The organism is Natrialbaceae archaeon AArc-T1-2 (assembly GCF_030273315.1).
GTDB lineage: Archaea > Halobacteriota > Halobacteria > Halobacteriales > Natrialbaceae > Tc-Br11-E2g1.
On the sequence record NZ_CP127174.1, the window covers coordinates 1,498,478 to 1,521,437 of the forward strand.

The 22,960-nt window shown below is 65.2% G+C and carries 28 protein-coding genes and 1 tRNA gene; 12 read left to right on the plus strand and 17 right to left on the minus strand.

Going from position 1 to position 22,960, the window contains the following annotated elements; all coding sequences use genetic code 11:
- The first annotated feature begins 63 nt into the window (after positions 1-63).
- Positions 64-468, plus strand: coding sequence for a CBS domain-containing protein (locus QQ977_RS07705; protein WP_285928604.1), 405 nt, complete (start codon positions 64-66; stop codon positions 466-468).
- A gap of 61 nt (positions 469-529) precedes the next feature.
- Positions 530-934 carry a peptide-methionine (R)-S-oxide reductase MsrB gene (gene msrB / locus QQ977_RS07710; RefSeq protein ID WP_285928606.1) on the plus strand — a complete coding sequence of 135 codons (405 nt, stop codon included), beginning with the start codon at positions 530-532 and terminating at the stop codon, positions 932-934.
- 27 nt (positions 935-961) lie between these two features.
- On the opposite strand, the gene QQ977_RS07715 is transcribed toward msrB, so the two are convergent.
- The gene (locus tag QQ977_RS07715) at positions 962-1,585 is read right to left on the minus strand and encodes a phosphoribosyltransferase (protein WP_285928607.1); all 624 of its coding nucleotides are present in this window, start codon (positions 1,583-1,585) and stop codon (positions 962-964) included.
- Positions 1,586-1,689: 104 nt separating this feature from the next.
- Here QQ977_RS07715 and QQ977_RS07720 point away from each other — a divergent pair, with 104 nt between their 5' ends.
- The 3 genes from QQ977_RS07720 to QQ977_RS07730 all read left to right on the plus strand — a co-directional run bounded on the left by QQ977_RS07720 (position 1,690) and on the right by QQ977_RS07730 (position 4,052).
- Positions 1,690-2,319 carry a metallophosphoesterase family protein gene (locus tag QQ977_RS07720; protein WP_285928608.1) on the plus strand — a complete coding sequence of 210 codons (630 nt, stop codon included), beginning with the start codon at positions 1,690-1,692 and terminating at the stop codon, positions 2,317-2,319.
- A gap of 94 nt (positions 2,320-2,413) precedes the next feature.
- Positions 2,414-3,079, plus strand: coding sequence for an MBL fold metallo-hydrolase (locus tag QQ977_RS07725; protein WP_285928610.1), 666 nt, complete (start codon positions 2,414-2,416; stop codon positions 3,077-3,079).
- 733 nt (positions 3,080-3,812) lie between these two features.
- A complete protein-coding gene (locus QQ977_RS07730) occupies positions 3,813-4,052 on the plus strand; it encodes a helix-turn-helix domain-containing protein (protein WP_285928611.1) in 240 nt (79 codons plus the stop codon).
- Positions 4,053-4,202: 150 nt separating this feature from the next.
- Here QQ977_RS07730 and QQ977_RS07735 read toward each other — a convergent pair.
- The 9 genes from QQ977_RS07735 to QQ977_RS07775 form a co-directional block, all read right to left on the minus strand.
- Positions 4,203-4,274: transfer RNA gene (locus QQ977_RS07735), tRNA-Ala, on the minus strand.
- A gap of 82 nt (positions 4,275-4,356) precedes the next feature.
- Positions 4,357-5,514: a M48 family metallopeptidase gene (locus QQ977_RS07740; protein ID WP_285928613.1), complete on the minus strand. Its 1,158-nt coding sequence runs from the start codon at positions 5,512-5,514 to the stop codon at positions 4,357-4,359.
- A 76-nt stretch (positions 5,515-5,590) separates the two neighbouring features.
- Positions 5,591-6,208, minus strand: a complete 618-nt coding sequence (locus QQ977_RS07745) for a rhomboid family intramembrane serine protease (RefSeq protein ID WP_285928615.1) — start codon at positions 6,206-6,208, stop codon at positions 5,591-5,593.
- A gap of 100 nt (positions 6,209-6,308) precedes the next feature.
- Positions 6,309-6,617 (minus strand): 30S ribosomal protein S10, encoded by a 309-nt coding sequence (gene rpsJ, locus QQ977_RS07750; RefSeq protein WP_004215311.1) that lies wholly within the window; start codon positions 6,615-6,617, stop codon positions 6,309-6,311.
- A complete protein-coding gene (tuf, locus tag QQ977_RS07755) occupies positions 6,618-7,880 on the minus strand; it encodes a translation elongation factor EF-1 subunit alpha (protein ID WP_285928638.1) in 1,263 nt (420 codons plus the stop codon).
- Positions 7,881-8,064: 184 nt separating this feature from the next.
- A complete protein-coding gene (locus tag QQ977_RS07760) occupies positions 8,065-9,012 on the minus strand; it encodes a homoserine dehydrogenase (protein ID WP_285928639.1) in 948 nt (315 codons plus the stop codon).
- Positions 9,012-9,563: an amino acid-binding protein gene (locus tag QQ977_RS07765; protein WP_285928641.1), complete on the minus strand. Its 552-nt coding sequence runs from the start codon at positions 9,561-9,563 to the stop codon at positions 9,012-9,014. Before QQ977_RS07765 ends, QQ977_RS07760 begins: the two co-directional genes overlap by 1 nt.
- 112 nt (positions 9,564-9,675) lie before the next feature.
- Entirely contained in the window at positions 9,676-10,044 is a 369-nt protein-coding gene (locus QQ977_RS07770; protein ID WP_285928643.1) for a NifU family protein, read from the minus strand.
- A gap of 74 nt (positions 10,045-10,118) precedes the next feature.
- On the minus strand, positions 10,119-11,069 hold the full coding sequence (locus QQ977_RS07775) for an aminopeptidase (RefSeq protein WP_285928644.1): 951 nt from the start codon (positions 11,067-11,069) through the stop codon (positions 10,119-10,121).
- A 143-nt stretch (positions 11,070-11,212) separates the two neighbouring features.
- Here QQ977_RS07775 and QQ977_RS07780 point away from each other — a divergent pair, with 143 nt between their 5' ends.
- Complete coding sequence (locus QQ977_RS07780) at positions 11,213-12,154, plus strand: phosphatase PAP2 family protein (protein WP_285928645.1); 942 nt, start codon at positions 11,213-11,215, stop codon at positions 12,152-12,154.
- A gap of 7 nt (positions 12,155-12,161) precedes the next feature.
- Here QQ977_RS07780 and serS read toward each other — a convergent pair whose 3' ends face one another.
- Positions 12,162-13,541, minus strand: coding sequence for a serine--tRNA ligase (gene serS / locus QQ977_RS07785; protein ID WP_285928646.1), 1,380 nt, complete (start codon positions 13,539-13,541; stop codon positions 12,162-12,164).
- 338 nt (positions 13,542-13,879) lie between these two features.
- On the opposite strand from serS, the gene QQ977_RS07790 reads away from it, so the two are divergent.
- The 3 genes from QQ977_RS07790 (at position 13,880) to QQ977_RS07800 (ending at position 17,686) form a co-directional block, all read left to right on the plus strand.
- The gene (locus tag QQ977_RS07790; RefSeq protein WP_285928647.1) at positions 13,880-15,178 is read left to right on the plus strand and encodes an ATP-dependent carboxylate-amine ligase; all 1,299 of its coding nucleotides are present in this window, start codon (positions 13,880-13,882) and stop codon (positions 15,176-15,178) included.
- Between the two features lie 71 nt (positions 15,179-15,249).
- Entirely contained in the window at positions 15,250-16,509 is a 1,260-nt protein-coding gene (locus tag QQ977_RS07795; protein WP_285928648.1) for an antibiotic ABC transporter permease, read from the plus strand.
- Between the two features lie 160 nt (positions 16,510-16,669).
- The gene (locus QQ977_RS07800) at positions 16,670-17,686 is read left to right on the plus strand and encodes a GNAT family N-acetyltransferase (RefSeq protein ID WP_285928650.1); all 1,017 of its coding nucleotides are present in this window, start codon (positions 16,670-16,672) and stop codon (positions 17,684-17,686) included.
- Here QQ977_RS07800 and QQ977_RS07805 read toward each other — a convergent pair.
- The 4 genes from QQ977_RS07805 to QQ977_RS07820 form a co-directional block, all read right to left on the minus strand.
- Positions 17,660-18,604, minus strand: a complete 945-nt coding sequence (locus QQ977_RS07805) for a proline dehydrogenase family protein (RefSeq protein WP_285928651.1) — start codon at positions 18,602-18,604, stop codon at positions 17,660-17,662. The genes QQ977_RS07800 and QQ977_RS07805 overlap by 27 nt on opposite strands.
- An 80-nt stretch (positions 18,605-18,684) precedes the next feature.
- Positions 18,685-18,831 (minus strand): hypothetical protein, encoded by a 147-nt coding sequence (locus tag QQ977_RS07810; protein ID WP_285928652.1) that lies wholly within the window; start codon positions 18,829-18,831, stop codon positions 18,685-18,687.
- 228 nt (positions 18,832-19,059) lie between these two features.
- Entirely contained in the window at positions 19,060-19,638 is a 579-nt protein-coding gene (locus tag QQ977_RS07815) for a magnesium transporter (protein WP_285928653.1), read from the minus strand.
- Positions 19,638-20,210 (minus strand): magnesium transporter, encoded by a 573-nt coding sequence (locus QQ977_RS07820; RefSeq protein WP_285928655.1) that lies wholly within the window; start codon positions 20,208-20,210, stop codon positions 19,638-19,640. The genes QQ977_RS07815 and QQ977_RS07820 overlap by 1 nt, the downstream gene beginning before the upstream one ends.
- A 214-nt stretch (positions 20,211-20,424) precedes the next feature.
- On the opposite strand from QQ977_RS07820, the gene QQ977_RS07825 reads away from it, so the two are divergent.
- Genes QQ977_RS07825 through QQ977_RS07835 form a run of 3 tightly spaced genes read left to right on the plus strand, consistent with a single transcriptional unit; the run spans position 20,425 to position 22,094 of the window.
- Positions 20,425-20,592 carry a hypothetical protein gene (locus tag QQ977_RS07825; RefSeq protein ID WP_285928656.1) on the plus strand — a complete coding sequence of 56 codons (168 nt, stop codon included), beginning with the start codon at positions 20,425-20,427 and terminating at the stop codon, positions 20,590-20,592.
- A complete protein-coding gene (gene mgtE, locus QQ977_RS07830; RefSeq protein ID WP_285928657.1) occupies positions 20,579-21,616 on the plus strand; it encodes a magnesium transporter in 1,038 nt (345 codons plus the stop codon). Before QQ977_RS07825 ends, mgtE begins: the two co-directional genes overlap by 14 nt.
- A 43-nt stretch (positions 21,617-21,659) precedes the next feature.
- Complete coding sequence (locus QQ977_RS07835; protein ID WP_285928658.1) at positions 21,660-22,094, plus strand: universal stress protein; 435 nt, start codon at positions 21,660-21,662, stop codon at positions 22,092-22,094.
- Here QQ977_RS07835 and QQ977_RS07840 read toward each other — a convergent pair whose 3' ends face one another.
- Both QQ977_RS07840 and QQ977_RS07845 read right to left on the minus strand, forming a co-directional pair.
- Positions 22,095-22,490: a fluoride efflux transporter FluC gene (locus tag QQ977_RS07840; protein ID WP_285928659.1), complete on the minus strand. Its 396-nt coding sequence runs from the start codon at positions 22,488-22,490 to the stop codon at positions 22,095-22,097.
- Positions 22,487-22,879 carry a fluoride efflux transporter FluC gene (locus QQ977_RS07845; RefSeq protein WP_285928660.1) on the minus strand — a complete coding sequence of 131 codons (393 nt, stop codon included), beginning with the start codon at positions 22,877-22,879 and terminating at the stop codon, positions 22,487-22,489. Before QQ977_RS07845 ends, QQ977_RS07840 begins: the two co-directional genes overlap by 4 nt.
- Positions 22,880-22,960: the final 81 nt, after the last annotated feature.

Genomic DNA, 22,960 nt, shown 5'->3' on the forward strand with positions numbered 1-22,960 from the left:
ACTGTTCCAGACCGTGGTGGGCGGGACCAACTCTTATATCGACACCGACAGAAGTGCCCGTGCATGGACGACATCTTCGTCGCACGACTCATGTCCACCGACCTGCGGACGATCTCTCCTGACACGCTCGTCGAGGACGCAGCCGAAGCGATGCTCACGAACGACGTCAGCTCGCTCATCGTCGTCGACGACGACGGCGGACTCGACGGGATCCTGACGACGACCGACTTCGTTGGAATCGTCGCCGAGAGCCACCCCAAAGCCGAGACGCCGGTCTCGCGGTACATGACGACAGACGTCGTCACCACGACCGCGAACACCCCGATCCGCGACGTCGCGGACACGATTACCGAGCACGGCTTTCACCACGTCCCCGTCGTCGACGAGGCGGAAGGCGTCATCGGGATGCTCTCGACGGCGGACCTCGCGGCGTATCTCGCACACGTCCAGACGCCAGAGCCGGTCTGACGCCCGGTCCGACTTCGACGGCGCAGACAGACTCTTGAGTCGCTCGCCCGTACCGGCTCGTATGAGCCAGGAACGCGACGACCTCCCGACGACCGAGGTGGAGTGGCGCGAGCGGCTCTCCGAGGAGGAGTATCGCATCCTCCGTGAAGCTGGCACCGAACCGCCGTTCAGCGGGGAGTACGTCGACCACGAGGCGGACGGTCGGTACACCTGTGCGGGCTGTGGCACGACGCTTTTCGAGGCCGACACCAAGTTCGAGTCCGGCTGTGGCTGGCCGAGTTTCTACGACGTCGACGACGACCGCGTCGAGACGCGTCCCGACACCAGCCACGGCATGCGCCGCACCGAGGTGCTGTGTGCGAACTGCGGCGGCCACCTCGGACACGTCTTCGAGGACGGCCCCGATCCGACGGGGCTGCGTTACTGTATCAACTCCGTTGCACTCGAGTTCGAGGAAGACGGCTAAGAGACGCCGTCGGCGACCCCGGGGCGTTTACTCCTCGAGGTATTCGATCGCCTCCTCGTCGCTGACTTGCGGGAAGGCACTGTAGTGTCTGCCGACCGCACCGAAGTCCCGGGGTGTCTCGAGTGCGACCACCTCGTCGGCTTCGGCCTCGAGTTCCGAAAGTGAGTCGGGCGGGGCGACGGGAACGGCGAGGACGACGTGGCCGGCGTCCGCCTCATGGACCTGTCGTAGACACGCCCGCGCGGTCGCGCCGGTCGCGACGCCGTCGTCGACGACGACGATCCGCCTCCCCTCGAGGTCGGGGACGTGGCCGTCGTCGCGGTAGCGTTCGGCCTTTTCGCGGGCGTACTCGGCCTCGCTTTTGGCTTCCTCGTCGACGTACTCGTCGGGAACGCCGAGTTGCTGGATGAGCGATTCGTTGCGCCAGACGCTGCCGTCGCTCGCGACCGCCCCGATCGCGAGTTCGGGGTTGCCCGGCGCGCCGATCTTCGAGGCCACGACTACGTCGAGGTCGGCCTCGAGCGCGTCCGCGACCGGTCGGGCGACCGGCAACGCGCCGCGTGGAATCCCGAGGACGACGTCGACGTCGAGCCCGCGCTCTTCGAGTTCCGTGCCCAGTTCCCGTCCGGCTTCGGTTCGATCTCGAAACATGTGGTATCGATTCGACGGGGATGACCTTTGTTGTACGTGCCCGTCAGCGAACCGGAACGACGGGGACCGGAGACGTTACACGAGCTCGGGACGAACCGTCGACGATGCTCGTTCTCGGCGACGCTCACGCCGCCGACCCGGGGAACCGTGAGGCGCTTCTGGCCGCCTACGAAGCCGCAGATCCCGACGCTGCACTCCACGTCGGCGACCTCGAGTACTACGACCTGCCGGCTCCGACGTGGTTCGTCGCGGGCAACAACGAGGATTTCGAGATCGTCGACGCGTTACGAGCCGGCGACGAGCCGCCCGAAACTCGAAACGCCCACCTGCTCGCGAGCACGGCCACACGCGTCGCGGGGCTGCGCGTCGCCGGCCTCTCGGGTAACTACGCCCCGACGAAGTACGACTGCTCGCGCGACGAACTCGACGGTGGCCGCCGTCGTCACTTCACCCGCGAGGACGTCGACAGGGCGGCCGAACTCGAGGACGTCGACGTCTTTCTCTCCCACGAGGCCCCAACGGGACTGCTCTCGTACGGCTACGACCCCGGCTGTGAACACGTCACCGGCCTCATCGAGACGCTCGCGCCCGAACTCTGTCTGGTCGGCCACCACCACACTCACCGCGAGACCGAGATAGCCGGCAGCCGGGTAGTGAGTCTCGCACCCGTCTGGGAACGGTACTACACGCTCGATCCCGACCGGCTGGAACTCGACGCACACGAGACACCGTGATCGATTCGGCGATTCGTGTCACACCGCCCCGTCCACGGCGATCGTTCGATGACACCCCCTATTATACCATCCGGCGAAGTACGCTCAGGTGACCATGTCCGTCGAGTACGACGATCTGACCTTCGAGCGACTCGGCCACGCGAGCATTCGTATCGAGACCGGTGACGACACCGTCGTCTACGTCGATCCCTGGAACGACGTCCTCGAGGGCGAACCCGGCGACGGCGACGTCGTGTTCGTCACACACGACGACTTCGATCACTACGATCCCGACGCCATCGCGGCCGTCGCCGGTCCGGACACCACGGTCGCCGTCTACGAGGCTGTCGACACCGACGACCTCGCGTTCGACGTCGTCGACCTGCCACAGGAGGGCGAAACTACCGTCGACGGGATCGACGTCGAGACCCTCCCGGCGTACAACGATCCCGACGGCGAGCACGTCGACGACGCCGGCGACCCCTTCCACGCCGAGGGTGACGTGATCGGGCTCGTTCTCGAGCTTGCCGACACGAGCGTCTTCGTCCCCTCCGATACGGACGTCCTGTCCCATCACGAGTCGACCGCCGCCGACGTCCTCGTCCCGCCGATCGGCGGCCACTACACGATGGACCGCCACGAGGCCGCCGACCTCGCTCGTAGCGTCGAGCCCGAACTCGTGTTGCCGTGTCACTACGACACGTTCGACCCCATCGAGACCGACGCCGAGGCGTTCGCAGACGACCTCGAGGCCGACGACATCCGCGTCGAACTGTTCTGACGCTGTCGATCTCCTGGTCCCGTTACGCGACGACGGAGTCGCCTCCTCCGAAACTCGAGGGGTTTCGGGACCGTGTGATTTGCTCACACTCCTTCATGAACATTTATTATATTCCGTTCCGTGAGTTACGGATACCACGAGGGTCGTCGTCCAGTCGGCGACCGGCGTGACGACCACCACCATGAGTATCCGACACTCGACGTCTCGATCGTCCACCGTTTACTCACGCACTGGCCAGACGCGGTTGCCGACTGATCGTGCCCCCGCCACGTTCGACGCCACGAGCGCGAGTCGTCTTCGAAACCTCATCGACGAGGACAACGCCGTCCTCGAGGTCGTCGTTCTTTGAAACTGACACGTAATACTAGTTTCGATTCGACTTCACAGTTGTGTGACGAGCGTGAACTACCAGTGGTAGTTTTGGTAGGTCACAGTGGTCGGTGATCACTGATCGCTGTCCAGCCGCAACCACCCTCACTAGCGCCCAATGGACGGATTTGGACGATTTGACGCGGCTCGATCGATGCGATCGGCGTTCGAGAGGTGGACCAGTATTTATTCAACCTCGTGTCGCTACGTGTCCGGTATGCCCATGAATGAGAACCCCGTTAGTAGCGAGACAAGGTTGTGTGATTCGATTTGTCTCCAGCTTGCAATTCCCGACCGCGAAGCAACGGTCGAACTTCTCCATCTGTTGGGGAATGCCGAAACGGAGTTTCAGGTTCAGTCGGTCATGGAGACGACGTCGTCGGAACAGACGGTCGTACCCGTCAACGTCGACACGCTGACGGCAAAACAGCGCGAGGTCGTGTTGCTGGCGCTCGAGCACGGCTACTACGAGACGCCACGTCGAACGACGCTCGGCGAGCTCGCCGACAAACTCGATATCTCGAGTTCGGCGGCCTCCCAGCGGCTGAACGCCGCAGAACGGACCCTCATTCGAGAAACGTTCGGGCGATTCGTCCAGAAGTAGCGTCGGTCGCGGTGCATCACGGCCGACAGCCCACAGACGTCGGCGAGCTTGAACGAACGGTATATTCCGACCGGTCGAAGTTAGGAAATTGTATCGCTGATCAGTGACGATACGACTAGCTGGATCCTTCGAAACGTGACAAAACTGTGATGGACTCGCCGGGATTTGAACCCGGGGCCTCTTCCTTGCGAAGGAAGCGATCTGCCACTGATCTACGAGCCCTCACCTGTTGCTACCCGCGAGATCTATTTGTAGCTTGTGTTTCCAGGATGGCGTGAGAGATGATCCCGCGATGACACAGCCGTCACTCGGCCGCCAGCTGCCTGAGTCGTGCGATGCGGTCCTCGGTCGGGGGATGGGTCCGGAACGGTCCGGAGACGCGATCGTCGGCTGCCGGCGGGAGGATGTCGAGCGCGACCACCGTCTGCTCCCACTCCCGGAGATCCGTCGTCGGCGTCCGCCTCTCCTCCGCGAGCGTCTCGAGCGCGCTCGCAAGCGCCGCGGGCGAGCCGAGCAACGCCGCCGCCCCCGCATCGGCGTGAAACTCCCGGCCACGCGAGAGAACGGCGACGCCGAACTGGCTGACCCGCTTCAACAGCCGGAAGAGGGCGTTCCAGAACCTGTCGCCGACGTCGTCCGGGCGCTCGTCGATCCAGTCCTCGGCGATCAACACGGGGACGATCGCCGCCGACATGAGCCGGCTGTCCCAGTTCGCCAGGTGGCTGACCTCGTGGGCCAGCACCGCCTCGAGCTCCGCCGCCGAGAGCGTCTCTTGGAGCCCACTCGAGACGACGATGGCGGCCGTCTCGCCGTTGCCGAGCGTGAACGACTCGGCCCGGTCGGTCTCGGTGACGTAGACGCCCGGCGTGGGCACGGCTGCGAGCTGGGCAAGCCGGGCGACCGTCGCCTCAAGTTCGGGGGCGGTCTCTGCGGCGGGGACGCTGTCGTCGACGAGTCGCTCCCGGAGCCGGCGGATTTCCCGCCGGGATTCGGCCACCATCACCACGACGGTGAGGAGGCCGCTCAGGCCGAACACGAGCAGGAGCTGTCCCACCGCCGAGGCCGTCTCGACGGCCGTGACGATCGCCGCGCTTCCCTCGACGGCGAGGAGGTACAGACAGCCAAGCGCCCAGCCGGTGGCCAGCAGGGAGACGGGGGTCGGCTGCAGCAGGGACGTCGCACTGGTGTGTCGGGCGATCGTCGACCACCAGTCGAGGATGAAATATAGCCCGAGCGCGGCGATCACCGCGACGTGAACCGCTTCGGCGGGTGTCACGTCGCTGAGCGACGGCAACGTCGCGAGTGCCACGAGGCCGCCGAGTATCCAGTCCCAGGCGGTCAGGCCGAGTACGCCCCCGAGGATGCCGATGATCACTGCGACGACGAGCGAGACCGCCGCGAGAATCGAGACCGCAATTCCCATGCGGAGAAACAGCGAGAGCCGGAGTCGATAGCCGTCCATGCCTGCCGTCCTGTTGACAGTCGCATGAAACCAGCTGTGGAAAAAACTTCCGGACGGCGGACGCACGCGCCGCCGCCTACGCCACCACGCTTTCGGCCGGGCGGCGGTCGTCCACCTTGAGCAGCCGGGCCCGGCCCGCGACCAGTCCGAGCAGGAAGCCGACGAAGTGAGCGATCAGGGCGGCCCGTGGACTTGCCGTCGCCACCGTGACGACGGCCGCCATCGCGAGGAAGACGAGCCAGACGAACCACTGCGGGAGCTGGACGCTCGAGGCCAGCCCCTCGGCGATGGGGTTCGCCGCGAGCAGGTAGCCGAGCAGAGCGAAGACCGCACCGCTGGCCCCGAGGACGGCAGCGTTGACGCCGAAGACCGCCCCGGCGACCCAGATCTGGGAGACGCCGGCGAGCGCGCCGGTCGTGACGAAGAAGGCGTGAAACCGGGCTCGCGAGGTCGCACGCGCGACGGGCCAGCCAAAGAGGACGAGTGCGACGCTGTTCGAGAACAGGTGACCGAGGTTGTCGTGGGCGTAGACGCTCGTGACGATCGTCCACGGGTTTTCGGTGACGGGTGGAGTGAGCACGAACAGGCCGACCATCGCACCGACGAGCCCGGCGATCGTCTGGGCGACGGCGACGAGCAGGAAGACAACGAGCGTCTCGACGATCGGACTCCCCGACGCCGATACACGGGACATGCGGTGACCTACGGCTGGCTGTTACAAAAGAACTCGCTACGTGCTCGCGATCCTCGAACGTCCGATCGAGAACGAAGCTACACGGGAGAGTCGATCGCGATCAGTCCTCGAGGACGATCTCGATCGAGACGTCGTTCGGTACCTGAATGCGCATGAGCTGACGGAGTGCGCGTTCGTCGGCGTCCAGATCGATCAGGCGTTTGTGGACGCGCATCTCCCAGTGCTCCCACGTCGCGGTGCCTTCGCCGTCGGGCGACTTTCGAGTCGGCACCTCGAGCGTCTTGGTGGGTAGCGGAATCGGTCCGCTGAGGTTGACGCCGGTGTTGTTTGCGATCTCGCGGACGTCGTCGCAGATGTCGTCTAAGTCGTCGGGGCTCGTGCCCGCGAGTCGAACGCGTGCCTGCTGCATTTATTTCTCGTTGACGTCGAGCACCTTGCCGGCCGCGATGGTCTGACCCATGTCGCGGATGGCGAAGCTCCCGAGCTCGGGGATCTCGCTCGAGGGCTCGATGCTGAGCGGCTTCTGTGGCCGGATGGTGACGACAGCGGCGTCGCCCGACTGGATGTAGTCGGGGTTTTCTTCGGCGACCTCGCCGCTTGCCGGGTCCATCTTCTTGTCGATGGACTCGATCGTACAGGCGACCTGTGCGGTGTGGGCGTGGAAGACCGGCGTGTAGCCCGCGGTGATCACCGAGGGGTGTTGCATGACGACGACCTGTGCCTGGAACGTCTCGGCGACGCTCGGTGGCTCGTCGGCGGGGCCACAGACGTCACCGCGGCGGATGTCGTCTTTGCCGATGCCGCGGACGTTGAATCCAACGTTGTCACCGGGCTCGGCCTTGGGGACTTCCTCGTGGTGCATCTCGATCGTCTTGACCTCGCCACCCACGTCGCTGGGCTGGAAGGAGACGTTGTCGCCGACGTTCATGACACCGGTCTCGATCCGCCCGACGGGGACGGTACCGATACCGGAGATGGTGTAGACGTCCTGGATCGGCAGGCGAAGCGGCGCGTCCGTCGGCGGCTCCGGCTCCGGCAGGGCGTTCAGTGCGTCGAGGAGGATCTCGCCGTCGTACCAGTCGGTGTTGTCCGAGGCGTCGGCGATGTTGTCGCCCTCGAACGCCGAGATCGGGATGAACGAGGCGTCTTCGGTGTTGAACTGGACCTGCTTGAGGAGTTGTTCGACCTCCTCGATGACCTCGTTGTACGTCGACTCCTTGTAGTCGACGACGTCCATCTTGTTGATGCCGATGATGAGTTCGTCGATGCCCAGGGTGCGGGCCAGGAAGACGTGCTCCTGGGTCTGGGGGGCAACGCCGTCGTCAGCGGCGACGACGAGGACGGCGTTGTCGGCCTGGCTCGCGCCAGTGATCATGTTCTTGACGAAGTCGCGGTGACCAGGACAGTCGACGATGGTGAAGTCGTACTCGTCGGTGGAGAACTCCTGGTGGGCGATGTCGATGGTGACACCGCGTTCGCGCTCTTCGGCGAGGTTGTCCATGACGTAGGCGAACTCGAAGCCGCCTTTGCCCTTCTCTTCGGCTTCCTCGCGGTGCTGTTCGATGACGTGCTCGGGTACGCTCCCCGTCTCATAGAGGAGGCGCCCGACCAGTGTGCTCTTACCGTGGTCGACGTGGCCGATGATGGCCAGGTTCTGGTGTTGTTCGCTCATTGTTGTAGCTCACGCGCAGAGGCGCTTATATCGGTCTCTTTTGCCCGTTGCGGTTAAAACCATTTCGAAAGCACGCTCAGCTCACCCCGACGCCGTCCCGTGGTTTGTGTCACGTCCACACGCATTCAGGCGAACGTGAGTTCTGGGCGTCGGGTCGGATCCGTCGACTGCGGGCTCGAGGGCGTTACAGCGGCGGGAGCCGTCCGACGTCGGACAACACTGCGGTCGCGGTCTCGGGTCCGCCCGCACCACGGCCGCTGTTGTGGAGGCTGCCGGCGTTTCTGGTCTCGATCTGGACGATGTTGCGGGTGCCGGTTACCGCGAGCGCGCCGTTTTCGGGCACCAGCCGCGGACCCACGCGCACGCCGTCGCGGGTCGCCTCGCCGATGAGCCGGATCGTCCGCCCGTCCTCGGCCGCGAGCTCTAAGGCACTGCCGGGAACGTTCTGGATCCCGGTCACGTCGGCGTCCTCGAGGCTGAACCCACCGTCTGCCAGCACGTTCGCCAGGATGACGAACTTCAGGGCGGCGTCGGTGCCGTCGACGTCGAAGGTGGGGTCGGCCTCCGCGACGCCTAAGTCCTGGGCCTCCGCGAGGACGTGTTCGTAGTCCAGTCCCTCGGCGGCCATCCGCGTGAGGATGAAATTCGCCGTCCCGTTCAGGACGCCACGGACGGCGGTCACCGCCTGTGGCGTACAGTCCTCGATCGTCGAGAGGATCGGGATCGCGCCGCCGACGGTCGCCTCGAACCGGATCGAGCCCGCACTCGCGGCCTCGAGGTCGCGCAGTTCGTCGTAGCGTTCGGCGATCGGTCCCTTGTTCGCGAGCACGACGTGGCGGTCGGCCTCGAGGGCACGTTTCACGTGCGAGAAGCCGGGCTCGGCGTCGCCGAGCGTCGTCGGCGTCGCCTCGATCAACACGTCGTAGTCGGTCTCGAAGACGTCCTCGGGATCGTTTGTTCCGATGGCGTCGCCAGCGTCTTTGCGTCCCAGCGCGTCCGCGACGTCGACCCCGTCCGGGGAAACGGCGGCGGTCGTCGAGTCGGCAAGTGCAACCACGTCGTGGCCGTACTCGCTCGCGAGATCGGCGACGGAGCGACCGACTGCGCCGACACCGAGGATGGCGAGTCGCATCAGGCATCACCTCCCGGGAGCGGTTCGACCACACAGAGATTTCGTTCGTCGGCGATCGACCGCACCGCATCGAGCGCCCGCTCGATACGTCCGGAGTCGACGGCCAGCCGCAGGCGCGCACTCGAGGTCTCGTCGATGCCCTCGGGGGCAGCGAGCGAGAGGTCGACGACGGCCGCCTCGGCCTCGTCTTCGATCGCGGTCAGCGTCGCCGAGAGGTCAGTCTCGACGAGCTGGCCCACGAGGACGACGCTTATCTCCTCGCCGTAGCGTTCGGCACCCGCCTGGATGACGTTGATGCCGGCCTCGCGCAGTCCGTCGACGACGTCGTCGAACCGATCGGGCGGACACTCGAGGTCGACTTCGACCGGGATGTGCCCTCGCGGTGTGATGTTGCCGCGTTCGTGGTGGATACTCAAGAGATTGCCACCGTTGTCGGCGATCGGCGAGAGCGCCCGCAGGAGCTCTCCGGGCTCGTCGACGAGTTCGAGCCGAACGGTGTACGCACGGATACCGCCGTCCGTTTCGGCGTCGCCGTCGCTTTCTTCACCCATCACGGACACCTCCGAGCTGCGGACGTCCACACGTCATATACGAGTACGAGTGGGCAATTGGAGCGTAAAAACATATAGGCGTTCCCAAAACCGGCCGGCGTTCGGTTCCGACTCACAGGTGATCCGATCCAGGGTTGGACGATCCCCAGTCGCCACGTCCCCCCTCGGTTCGGTCGATGCCCATGACCGATTCGGCCTGGTCGGGGCCGCCGAGTTCCTCCCGGGGGTCCGGAACCCGCACCGTCACCGCCTCGATCTCGGGCCACTCGAGCAACGCCGCTTCGATGTTTCCCGTCGTGACGTCCGCCACCGAACAGCCGCTACAGCCGCCGCCGAGTTCGACGATCACCTCGCCGGTCTCTGGGTCGGCCTCGCGGACGGCACTCGTCCCGCCGTGCATCTGGATAATCGGCATCTCTCGTGAGAGCCAGCGCTCGACACGCGTCGCGAGTGACGCGTCGTCCCCATCGGAGTCAGTCATCGCCTGTCCTAGGGAAGCGACGTTGGAATACCTTCGGGTCACTTCGGGCCGACTGTCGAACGGAGCCTCGACGCTCACTCCGCGCGTGGCAAGGTAACCTCTTCGCCGTCGGCCTCGACCGTCGGCTCGCAGACGATGCCATCGAGGTGGATCGGTGCCTCGGTGTCGCCGCCGATTCCTGCGTCGTCGCCGATCGCGACGTGGATCGTTCCGGCGGCTTTCTCATCGAGCAAGACGCTGCCGACGAGGTCTGTCACACCGACGTTCGTCCCGATGCCCAGTTCCGCGACGTTGTAGGCCGCGTCGCCGACCTCCTCGGCCGCGCCCTCGACCGTCTCGCGGATCTCCGGGTCCGAAATCTCGGTTACGAGTCCGTCCTCGAACTCGAGGGTGATCGCCTGGTCGTCCTCGAGCAATCCGTGCGGTCGCATAGTGCCGTCGACGACGACCGTCCCATCGGCACTCGAGGGGCTGACGAACACCTCGCCGGCGGGCAGGTTCGACATGTCGCCCGGTTCGTGGACGATGCCGGTGTCCTCGAGGAACTCCCGGTCGCCAACCGTGAAGGTGACGTCGGTGCCGCGGTCGGTCGTGACCCGGATCTCGTCGGCCCCGGTGACCTGTTCGTGGACTGTCTCGCAGTGGTCCGCGATCGCCTCGTAGTCGGCCTCGAGGCCGGCTACGAACACCTCGTCGGTGATGCCGGGCAGCGTCGCCACGCGGGCACCTGCCTCGTTCGCTTCCGTGCGGGCTCTGGTGTGGCTCAGGCTCTTCGTCGTCGGCGCGAGCACGACGTCCGCCCCCGCCATCGCGGCTGCGACGGGCTCTGGCGGCTCGCCACCGTGAGTTTCGCCGGGCGGATAACGGGTGACGACGGCGTCGTCTGTGATCTCGCCGGCCACCTCGTACAGCGCCTCGGCGATCGGCGCGCGCTCGTCGTCCGTGACGACGAGACAGGATTCCTCGGCGGCGAGGTTCAGACACTGGCGAACGGCCGTCTCGGCCGGCGTACGATGATCGGTCATGGATCAACGTGAGGTAAGGGAACCGATAGCTTTTGCCCTCCTGTCGGTCGGTTCGGTTTCGGCCGCTCTCGTTTCGTCTCGTCTCGTCCCAGCGATCACCGGATCCAGTAACGTTTTAGGTGTCAAACGTGCCCTAGGGTAGCATGGCCGGCCCGGCCCTCGAGAACGCGCTGTTCGACGAGTCGGTAAACGAGGCGATCCGCGCTGGCCTCCCCGACCCGGCGATCGCCTTCTTCGAACTCGTCACCCACCTCGGCGACGGTGCGACGCTCGTGGTCGTCGCCGTGGCGCTGTACTGGTTCGGGCCGCCGTCGCGACGGGAGACGTGGGCGCTCGTCATCGCGATCGGGATCGCCGCGCTCGCGATCAGCGCCGGACTCAAGGGTATCGTCGCGCACGCGAGACCGGAGCTTGCGTTTGCCCCGGCCGGATATCCCGGTTACAGCTTTCCGAGCGCCCACGCGCTGGGCTCGGCAGCGGTCTACGGCGCGCTCGCGACGCTGACCAGAGTCGGCACTCGCCTGAAACGGTACGCGATCGCCGGAACGATCGTCCTGCTGGTCGCACTCTCGCGGATCGTCATCGGTGTCCACTACCCCGGAGACGTCGTCGCCGGCGTCGTGCTCGGACTCCTCGTGGTTGCACTCGTCGCCAGATCGACGAATCCCACGCCCGAACCCATCTTCGCGTTCTCCGGGCTGCTCGCCGTCGTCGCGTTCGCCCTCGGCTCGAGCGAGTACACGACGATGACGATCGGAGCCGCGGTCGGGGCGACGCTTTCGTGGGGGTACGTCAGCCGGCGGTCGTGGTACCCACACGGCGGGTCGCTTCTCGTATTGGGCTATCTCTTCGTCCCGCTCGTGGTCGCGATCCACGCGGTGACGTTTCTCTGGCAACCGCGGTTCGTCTGGGGACTGTACTGGATCGTCGAGATCACCGGCTACGCACTCGCTGCGAGTGTGACGATGCTGATTCCAGCCGTGGCCGGGGGACGGATCGACCGGCTCCGGAGCCGACTGCCGGCCTGGGCTCGTCACGACGACTCCCGTGAGTCGTCCGACGACCACACCGGAGCGAAGCGGTGAGCGACTGCTACTCGCGTTCGCCCGCGCCGACGGCAGCCTCGCCGACTTTCTCGTGGCCCTCGATCAGTTCCTGGCCATCCATGTACGGTCGCAGGGCCTCGGGAACCGTGACGGTGCCGTCGTCGTTCTGGTAGTACTCGAGGATCGCCACCATCACCCGCGGGAGCGCGAGCCCGGAGGCGTTCAGGGTGTGGAGATACTCCGCGGATTCGTGTCGCTCCGGACGGTAGCGAAGCCCCGCACGACGGGCCTGGAAGTCCTCGAAGTTCGACGCCGAGGAGACCTCGAGCCAGCGGCCGCCTTCCTCGGGGCCGTCGGGCATGTCGTCGGCGGGTGCCCAGACCTCGATGTCGTAGGTCTTCGCCGAGGCGAAGGTGAGGTCGCCGGTACAGAGTTCGAGAATGCGGTAGGGAAGTTCGAGTCGTCGCAGTACTTCTTCTGCCTCGTCGAGGAGGGTCTCGAGACGGTCGTAACTGCTCTCGGGCTCGACGAAGTTGACGAGTTCGACCTTGTTGAACTGGTGGACCCGGACGATGCCACGGGTTTCGGTGCCGTGTTCGCCGGCTTCGCGCCGGAAGTTGGGGGTGTAGGCCTGGTGTTTCAACGGAAGATCATCGGAGAGGAGGATATCCTCGGCGTACATGTTGGTGACCGGCACCTCCGCGGTCGGACAGAGCCAGAGATCCTCGTCCTCGTAGGGCTCTGCGTTGCTCCCGCCCAGCCGGTAGGCGTCGTCGGCGAACTTCGGGAGCTGGCCCGTTCCGCGCATCGACTCGCTCGAGACGGGAACCGGCGGGAAGAGATCGACGTAGCCCTGCTCGCGGTGGACGTCCATCATGAACTGGATCAGCGCGTGCTCTAAGCGCGCGCCGTCGCCCTTCAGGAAGTAAAATCCCGCCCCGGTCGTCTTCGCGCCGCGGGCTTCGTCGATGATGTCGAGTTCCTCGCCGAGATCGTAGTGGGGAACGACCGTTTCGGGTAACTCACGGCGGTCCTCGAAGCCGTGTCGTCGGTGTTCGACGTTGTCGGCTTCGTCCTCGCCGACGGGGACGCTGTCGTCGGGAATCTGGGGGATCTCGAGCATCGCCTCCTCGAGGTCGGCCTCGAGACGCTTCGCTTCGCTTTCGACCTCCTCGATTTCGGCTTTTAGCGACTGGGAGCGCTCGATAGCCTCCTGGGCTCGCTCGTCCTCGCCGTCCTGTTTGAGCTGGCCGATGCGTTCGCTGACCTCGTTGCGCTCGTGACGCAAGTCGTCGCCGCGGGCTTTCAGCTCGCGCCATCGCTCGTCGCGTTCGAGGATCGTCTCGAGGTCGACGTCGGCTCCTCGGTTTTCGAGAGCGTCGCGTACTTCCTCGGGACGCTCGCGCAGGTCCGTCCGGTCGATCATTGCCCGTGGCTTCTTTGTGCCCGGTCAAAACCGTGTCGGAAAATCCGGAAGAGACGGCCGCGTCGCGGCCGATGATCGAACGACGAGGCGCGCTCGAGCGAGGACGGCGCTCGGAGAACGAAGCGATAGGCGTCCGCTACGATCGGTGTTCCGGCTTTCGATGCTCGACGATGTCCCCGCCCAGTCCCGCGTGAGTCGCCGTAAGGGACGGGTTACGGGTCGCGCTCGTCGCGTCGAGATCGAACCGCGATCACGCCGAGAACGGGACACACACCGGCTGGCGGTTCCGTTCGAATACCAACCAGTTACTTTTGCTACTGGAGGATGCCCGTCCGGGCATGCGTTCCGCCTCACCGAGGGTACTCCTGCTCGACGGGGATTACGACAACACGCTGGTGATCGCGGACGAACTCGTCGAAGATCTCGATGCGACGGTCGTCGGCGTCGGAACGACTCGTCACAGCAGGCTGCTCCGGTCGACGTACTGTGACGACGGCCGGATCCTTCCGCCCCCTGACTCGCCCTCCTACGCGGACGCGTTGCTCGAGTTGATCGAGCGCGATCGACCGGACATCGTGTTGCCGGTCGGCTACGACTCGATGGCGGCCGTCCAGACGATTCGGGCTTCGATTCCCGGGTCGGTCGCGCTCTGTGTCCCCTCGACCGACGCGTTTCGCGTCGCAGCGGACAAGGCGGCGACGCTACGTCGCGGCCGGGAGATCGGTCTCGAGACGCCGGCCGACTACTCGGACGTCGTGGCTGACCTCGAGGCCGACGGCCGTCCGGAGCCGGACGGGACGCTCCCGTTTCCGATCTTCCTGAAGGCGCGATGGGAGAACGGTGGTGTAACGACTGCACCCGTCACGGAGCCGGCGGCGTTCTGGGAGACGTACGACCGAATCGCGGCCGGCGCGCCAAACGACGACGTACTGGTTCAGGAGTACGTCGACGGCACCGACTCGACGTACGGCTGCGGACTGTGTTGTTTCGACACCGACGTCGAGCTCGCGATCACCCACGAGGAGCTCCGTTCGGTCCCGCGTCACGGAGGAAGCGGGACACACCTCAGGATCAGTCCCGGAACGGAACTCGAGTCACATGCTCGACGATTACTGCGTGAGCTCGGCTGGCACGGCGTTGCACTCGTCGAGTTCAAACGCCGGCCCGACGGGACCGCCGTCCTGATGGAGATCAACCCGAAGTTCTGGGCCTCCTACGCGCTCGCCAGTCGGTTCGGCTACCGTTTCGCGTCGACAATCGTCGCAACCCAGCTCGAGCTGGACGTCGACCTGCCGGTCGGATCGCCGGCACCGTCGGGCGAGATGGTGTTTCCGCTGCGGGAGCTGCAGTTCGCGGCGACGAACTGGGCGGACGAGCGCATCCTCGAGTCGCTGTCGACGCTCGCCGCTCCGGGGGCTGTCTGGGACGTCGATCGGCGCGACCTCGGCGCGTGGCTGACGCCGCCGCCGTCGCTGCTCGAGCGATTTCTGGACGACCGGTCTCCCCACTCTGTGGATCGCGGCCGATCGAACGCGGCCGTCGAACTGGCCGCAGACGAATCGGATCGGAAGGCGACGAGACGGGCAGCCGAGACGGAGAGATTGCCGCCGGTCGACGACTCCGCGCCGACGGAATAGTCGCTTGACTGGCCCGGAATGCGAGGCGAACCGATCAGCGACGAACGACGAGACGGTTACGAACCAATCAGATGTCATCGATACGAGCGACGAACGAATACGCACCGCCGACGAACGACGCAGACGAACCGCACGAGGTCGACACGGATCCGGTCTTCCGGCGCTGCCAGGCGACGCTCGCGTACGCGAGAGAACGCGAATACGTCGGCTGGGATTACGCGGACGGGTTGAGCAGCGCGTACATCAAGCGACTGCCGTTCGAGAGCAAGCTCTTGAACCTCGTCGTCCAGGAGAGTATCAAGCGTGCGCCGATCAACCTGCGGCCGTACTTTCGGGTCGAGACGAAGCGCAACTACAAAGGGGCGGCGCTGTTCGCGATGGCGAATCTCGACGTCTACGCCCTCTCCGGCGAGCAACGGTACGCTCGAGAGGCCCGCGAGCTCGTCGAGTGGCTTCGCGAGGCGGACAACGACTGGTGTGACGGCTTCTGTGGCGGCGGGCACAGACATCCCTTGCAGGACCTCTCGAGCGACGGGGCGTCGACCCCGGGTGAGGTGTCCGGAATCGTCTCGACGTCGTACGCGGTCCAGGCGCTGTTGCAGGCCGCCGACGTGCTCGAGGCACCCGAGTACGCCGATCTCGCCCGGACGGCGACCGAGTTCGTCTTCGAGGAGCTCGCATACACCGACCGCGAGACCGGTGCCTGCATCGCCTACACCGCCGCGAACGGCTCGTCGAACGACGGCTCTCCGCCGTATACGCTCAACGCGAACGCCCTCGGCGCGCGGCTCTTGCTCGAACTCGCCGCGTACTTCGACGAACCGCAGTGGCGCGAGGCTGGCGAGAAAATCCTGGATTACGTGGCCGCGAAACAGACGGCGACCGGCGGGTGGATGTACACCGATCCGCCGACGGCGTCGCACCTCTCGATGGACAACTTCCACAACGGGTTCATCGTCGAGTCGCTGCTTCGCCACCGGGAGCTGACCGACTCGAAGCGCTACGAGACGACCCTCGAGCGAGCGCTGTCGTTCTACCGGTCGGAGCTATTCGAGGAGGACGGCGCACCGAACTGGGACGAGTCGAGCGCGTACCCGCGGGACGTTCACGCGGCCGCACAGGGGATCATCACGTTCACCGAAGCTGGTGACCTCGAGTTCGCCCGCCGGATCGTCGAGTGGACGACCGACGCGTTGTACGCGGGGGACGGCCAGTTCTACTATCAACAGCGCCGGTTCTATACGAAGCGATTTACCCTGATGCGGTGGTGTCAGGCCTGGATGGCCTACGCGCTCTCGACGTACATGCGTGCTCGATACGGTCCGCTGTAACGATTTACTGGTGAAACCACAAGACGGGTCGTGGTTTCGCGGCAATGACGTACAGCGGTCCGTAGACACGCCTAGAGCCCGTACGGGTTCCCGTACGGATCGCCAACCGTTCGGTAATGTGAGCGTAATTATGGGTCGCGCTCTGCAAGCGCCGACAACGATGGCACTCGAGGTCACGCGTCTCGACACCGTCTCTCACGCGAACCGAAATCAATGGAACAACGTCGTCGAACAGGCCGACCTCGGCTGCGTGTACCACCGCTACGAGTGGCTCCGGGCCGTCGAGGAGGGGACCGACCACGAGCCGAGTCACCTGTTGGTCTCGAAGAAGGGGAATCCGGTCGCGCTCTTTCCGAACTTCGTCACCGACCTCGGCCGGATCAAGCGGCTGAGTTCGATCCGACCCGGCTACGGCGGGCCGATCACGATGACCAACGAGGAAGAGACCCTCGAGTTGTTGCTCGATGCCGTCGGCGAGAGCTGTCGGGGAACCGTCCTCTACAACGAACTCCGGACCTACGACCAGAACTACGTCCGGTACCACCACCTCCTCGAGTCGAAGGGCTATCGGCCGACGATCCTCTCGTGTCGGTTCACGCTGGATCTCACCCGGGGGTGGGACGCGCTGTTCGCCGAGATGGACAGCGAACGACGGCGGGGGATCAGACGTGGCCACGACTCCGACTTCGAGGTCGTCGAGGAGCGACTCACCGAGGCGGCCTGTCTCTCGTTTTACGAGGAGTACGAGACGGTGGCCGAACGCGTCGGGTTGCCGACGCTTCCTCGCTCGTTCTTTCGCGAACTGCCCCGCCTCGAGGACCGACTGGCGCTCTTTACGCTACGCGTCGACGGCGAGGCCCGCGGTCAGTACCTGTACCTGCTCGACGAAGAACAGTCGACGCTCCAGCACCTGTTTACCGGTGTCACGGAAGACCACTTCGAGTACCACGCGCCGGAACTCCTGCACGAACACGCGATCAAGTGGGGAATCGACGAGGGATACGAAACGTACGAACTCCGGGGCTCGCCGCCGGATTTTCGAAACGGCGTCTTCCGGTTCAAGGAGTACTTCGGTGCGGAGACGATCCCGCTCGTCGTCTACGAACGGGGACGGCCGGCACCGGCGCTGTCGGTGTTGAACGTCGGCCGATCACTCTCGCGACGACTCGAGTCCTGAGCCGGAGTCGCTGCCCGCTCCGTCGGTCGCGACCACACCGGTTCGAGCCGCGTCGGTCCCGCTCGTCCCGGTGAACGACAGGACGTTCCCGGCGACTGCGCGTGCGGCGAACCCCGCGTTTCGTTTCACCCGGTTGAGCGCCCACCGCTTCCAGCGGGTGCCGTACGGCAGAAACTGCCAGACGTCGTACTCGGTCGCGAGCTCACGCTGGGTCTGCGGACGAACGCCCATCAGCAGCTGGAACTCGAGGTCGGCCTCGGCGTCTCCGGCGCGGTCGATCGCGTACTCGATCATCGCGGGATCGTGGGTGGCGACGGCGACCGTCCCCTCGACGCTCTCGAACGCTCGCTCGAGGAGTTCGCGGTAGGCTCGGTCGATGCGATCTGCGTCCGTGTAGGCGACCCCGGGCGGGCGCTCGTAGGCACCGCCTTTGACGAGACGTAGCTTTCCCGGGACGGACGCGAGACGCTCGAGGTCGTCGGCCGTGCGCTCGAGGTCAGCCTGCAGACAGACGCCGATCCGGCCGTCGGAGACGCGTGCGAAGCGTTCGTAGGCGTCGAGCGTGGCGTCGACCGTCGTGTGTGCTTCCATGTCGAGCCAGACGAAGACGTCGTGCTCGACGGCCGTCTCGAGAACGCAAGCGAGCAGGTCGCGAAACCGGACGGGACTGCACTCGAGCCCGAGCTGGGTCGGTTTGAGCGAGATCGCCGTCTCGCATCCGAGATCGGCGGCGGCGACGTCTGCGATCAGCTGGCGATACTCCGCAGTGTCGGCCTCGGCGGTCGCCAAATCGTCGTGGTGTGAGCCGAGCAGATTGAACATCGGCTTGATGCCGTGGACCGTCTGCCGCCGGGCGTGGTCGATCGCCTCGGACGCCGTCTCGCCGGCGACGAAACGGTTCGCGACTGGCGGGAGCATGATCGTCGTTCCGACCGATCGGGTGATAGTTAGTGTCTCGTTTCCGTTTCGACGGCCCGCGTTCGAAGCCGACGAAGCGGTCACTCGAGCGCCTCGAGCAGGATGCCGACGAGCTCGAGATAACCGAGCGTCCCGACGACGACGACGCCGAGTGCGAGCAGGAACGGAACGATCGTCCGGACGTGCGCTCGGAATCGAACCGGGATCGGTTCGAGACGTCCGCTCATGGGTTGTCTCCGCCCGCGTCCTCGAGGCCGTCGGGTGATTGTCGATCGCTTCGACGGGATGGGTCACTTTCTGGCACAGAACCGACGGCAACACCGCGGCACTTGAACCCTGGTCAGACGTTCAGAATCTGAAACGGCGTCAGACGTGCGTCAGACGGCTGGACGACCACGTTTTCGTCTCGTTGATAGGAAAACAGGTCGTTACGAACGGGGAAAAACCCTGTCCGGTCAGAACCCGAGGACTAGCGCCGAGACGCCGATGAAGATGACCATCCCGAAGACGTCGACGACGTTGGTGACGATCGGGATCGTCGTGTCGTCCGGGTCGATCCCCAGCCGGTAGGAGGCGTAGGTCGCGGCGAAGCTGAAGACGATCGCGATCACGGCCACCGACATGCCGCTGACGAGCGAGATGAGCAGTAAGGTACCGAGTCCGAGCGGCGAGCCGATGACGGTGCCGACCAGATACGCGCCGATTGCGAGCGCGGTAAAGACCGTCACGGCGAGTGCCAGGATTGCGCCGACGTTCGCCCACAGCACCCGGTCTTTCGGGTCGATCGTCGTCGTTCCCAGGTGAAACCGGGTCGACAGTCGCGAACTCAAGATCGCACCGAGGTTGCCGCCCATGTCGACCATCGTCGGCACCATCACCGCCAGAAGACCGTACCGTTCGAGCATCTCCTCTGCACCCTCTAAAGTGATACCAGCCCAGAGGACGATGATCGAGAGCACGATTAGCAGCGGAAACATGTTGCCGACGATCGATCGCCAGTCCCACGTCCCGAGCGAGCCCTGGGGGACGACCATCAGACGAGCACCCCCACGAGCGTGACCGCGAACAACATGAACAGCATGCCGAAGATGTCACCGAGCGTCGTCACGATCGGACCGACGAGGTTGTCGGGATCGTAGCCGTACCTGAAGCCAGCGAAAATCAACGCGAGCAGCCCGACGATCATCACGACCGAGGTCAACAGGCCGGCGATCAGCATGATGCCGACGAGTTCATAAAGCGCCGCAGGATCCTCCCAGCCTAACACGAGCAGTGCGAGCCAGGTGATCACGCCGATCACGATCGAGATGCCGATCCCGTTGACGAACGAGGCGATCACCGCATTCACGAGCCGGTCGTTGCGCTCGAACCGCGGCGGGATCAACCCCTGATGGAGCCCACTCGCGATGCGCCCACCCAGCGCGCCGTAGACGTTTCCACGCGTGGCGAGAAAGACGGGGATCATCACGAACAGCCCGGTGAATCGCTCGAGTTCTTCGACCATCCCCTCGAGAACGATCCCGGCGAAGAGCCCGCCGGCGAGTGCGATCAAGAGGATCGGAAGCGCCTCGCGATAGATCGACCAGAACTCACCTCTGACGCTCATATTGGGTAGTCGACCAATTCCTTGTTAAAGGTAGCGTGAACGTGTGACTGACGCCCGACTGTGCCTCGAGCCGATTCGTCGTGCCGTCGCCGTCACGGCGTTCGACTGCTCCGACGGCAAGCCGTCCGTCTGTGATCGACACCCATGTGAAGTAATACTGACAGTAGTACTAGAGGAAAACTGATTTTAGCCCCTTCTAATAACGAGCCACTGTATGTTAGATACCAACCACAGCAGTCGAAACGGTACCGGTACGGCGACCGACGACGGCGATCACGAACACGGACCGACGCTCGAGGAACTGATTCTGGACCTGCTCGAGGGCGAGTTCGCCGGCGTAATCGACTCACACACGCGAGGTGAGGTGTATGGAGGCCGGTGATCGCGACCTCGAGTTCCACGCAGACCGCGTCGCCGAGATCGCCGACGACGAATACGTCGCCGTCACCCAGGACACGTTCGTCGAGATGGCGATCGAGGAGTTCCGGAAGTTCGACCCGGTCTCCGACGAAACCACCGTCTACTACCTCTACGTCACGGACAACTACGGTCGGTTAGTCGGCGTCATGTCCCTTCGGGAACTGCTCAACGTTCCGGAGGACGACGTCGTTGAAGATCACATGGAGACGGACCTGTACACGATCGACGCCGACGCCGACCCAGAGTTCGCCGTCGACGAGATCGTCGAACGGGACTTCCCCGCGATGCCGGTCGTCGACGACGAGGGCGTCCTCGTCGGCGTGCTCCGAACCGACGACATGATCGAGGTCGTCGAGGAGGAAGCGACCGAGGACATCTTGAAGAGCGCGGGCTTTTCCTTCGCCGACGTCGAGGAGACCCGGAGTTCGCTGATCCTCGAGTCCTCGATCACGCGGATCCTCCGGCTCCGGCTGCCGTGGCTGATCGTCGCGCTGGCCGGTGGCTTGCTCGCCGGCGGCGTCATCGAGGCCTACGAGGACACCCTCGAGGCCGTCGTTGCACTCGCCTTTTTCGTGCCCGTCATCATGGACATGGGTGGCAACGTCGGCACCCAGGCGTCGACGATCTTCGTCCGCGGGCTGGCGCTCGGTCACATCGACGACCGGAACGCGATGAAACACTTCGCCCGCGAGGGGGTGATCGGCCTGCTGATCGGGCTCATCATCGGCGGCATCGGTGCGGGTGCGGCCTACGTCTGGCAGATGGACGAACCGTACGCCGTCGAGCTGGCGACGGTCGTCTTCGTCGGCCTCGTCGCGGTCTGTGTCGTCGCGAGCGTCGTCGGCTACGTCATCCCGTGGCTCATGAACAAACTCGGCTTCGACCCGGCCGCGGCCTCGGACCCGCTGATCACCACCGTCAAGGACGTGACCGCGTTGCTGATCTACTTCGGCCTCGCGGCCGTCCTGCTGGCTGAGTTGCTGTAAACTGCCCCGGCCGTTTTTCTTCCTGCCCATCGAACGCTCTCGCATGAGTCACCACGTCCTCGTCCCCGTCGACGGCTCCCAGCCCGCTCGCGACGCGCTCGCGTTCGCGTGCGAACACTTCCCCGACGCTCGCCTGACGATCCTCTACGCCGTCGATCCGATGAGCGAGTACAGTCGCCACCGCACCGGATACGGCCGCGAACACGAGTACGATAACGAACGCGAGAAAGCCGAAGCCGTCCTCGAGGCCACACTCGAGGACGTCCCCGACGACGTCGACGCGGAGACGAGCCTCGAAGTCGGCTCGGTCGCGCGGACGATCGTCGAGTACGCCGACGCGGAAGATCTCGATCAGATCATCATGGGGAGTCACGGCCGCGAGGGACCGGCCCGGTACCTGCTTGGCAGCGTCGCGGAGACGGTCGTTCGCCGGGCCGGCGTGCCGGTGACGGTCGTCCGTACGGAAGACACCGCGTGATCAGACCGCGACAGCGATCACGACCCACGCGAGCCCGATCGCCGCGACGGCGACGAGCAGGTTCGCTGCGGCGACGGCGACGGCGAGTTTTCGGTCGCCGCGTTCCCAGATCTGGACCGTCTCGACGGAGAACGACGAGAACGTGGTGAACGAGCCACAGAAACCGATCCCGGCGAGTCGCAGCGTCGCGTCGTCGACGCCGGCGAACAACAGGGCTCCGAACAGGAAGCTGCCGAGGACGTTGACCGTAAACGTCGCCGCCGGGACGTCCTCCCAGCTCACGTACAGGTAGACCCAGTGACGAGCGAGCGCCCCGAACGCAGCGCCGGCACCGACGAGGTGAGTTGGCTCCGGCTCGAGTGCGAGCCCCATCGCGAACAGTGTGGCGTCGATCACGGCCGATCACCGCCGGATATCCGGCGGGCGAGTTCCCGCCCGACCAGCACGCCCGCGATCCCCAGTCCGTAGTTGCCGGCGACGACGGCGACCGTCTCGAGTGGGCCGCCGGCGAGTGCCACCTGGGCGGCGAACGTGCTGTAGGTCGTCAGCGAGGAGAGAAAGCCGGTCGTAAAGACCAGATTCGCCCGGCGATCGAGCAAGCCGGCGTACTGGGCCTCGTAGGCAAGAAAGCCGAGTATGGCGCTACCGAGGACGTTGACGAGCAGGATCGCCTGGACGTCCGGAAGCTCTCCGAGGGCGGCGTACCGGAGGTTCGCGCCGGCGAACGCGCCGACGGCGATCAGTGCGAGCGTCTCGAGTCGGACGAGTGGGTGATCGCGTGACATGGCTGACAGTGGACAGGGACCGTCAGCCGAACGCAGTGGGTGTACTGACAGTCTGACCCGTCGTCGGCGGTTGGGTCGGGC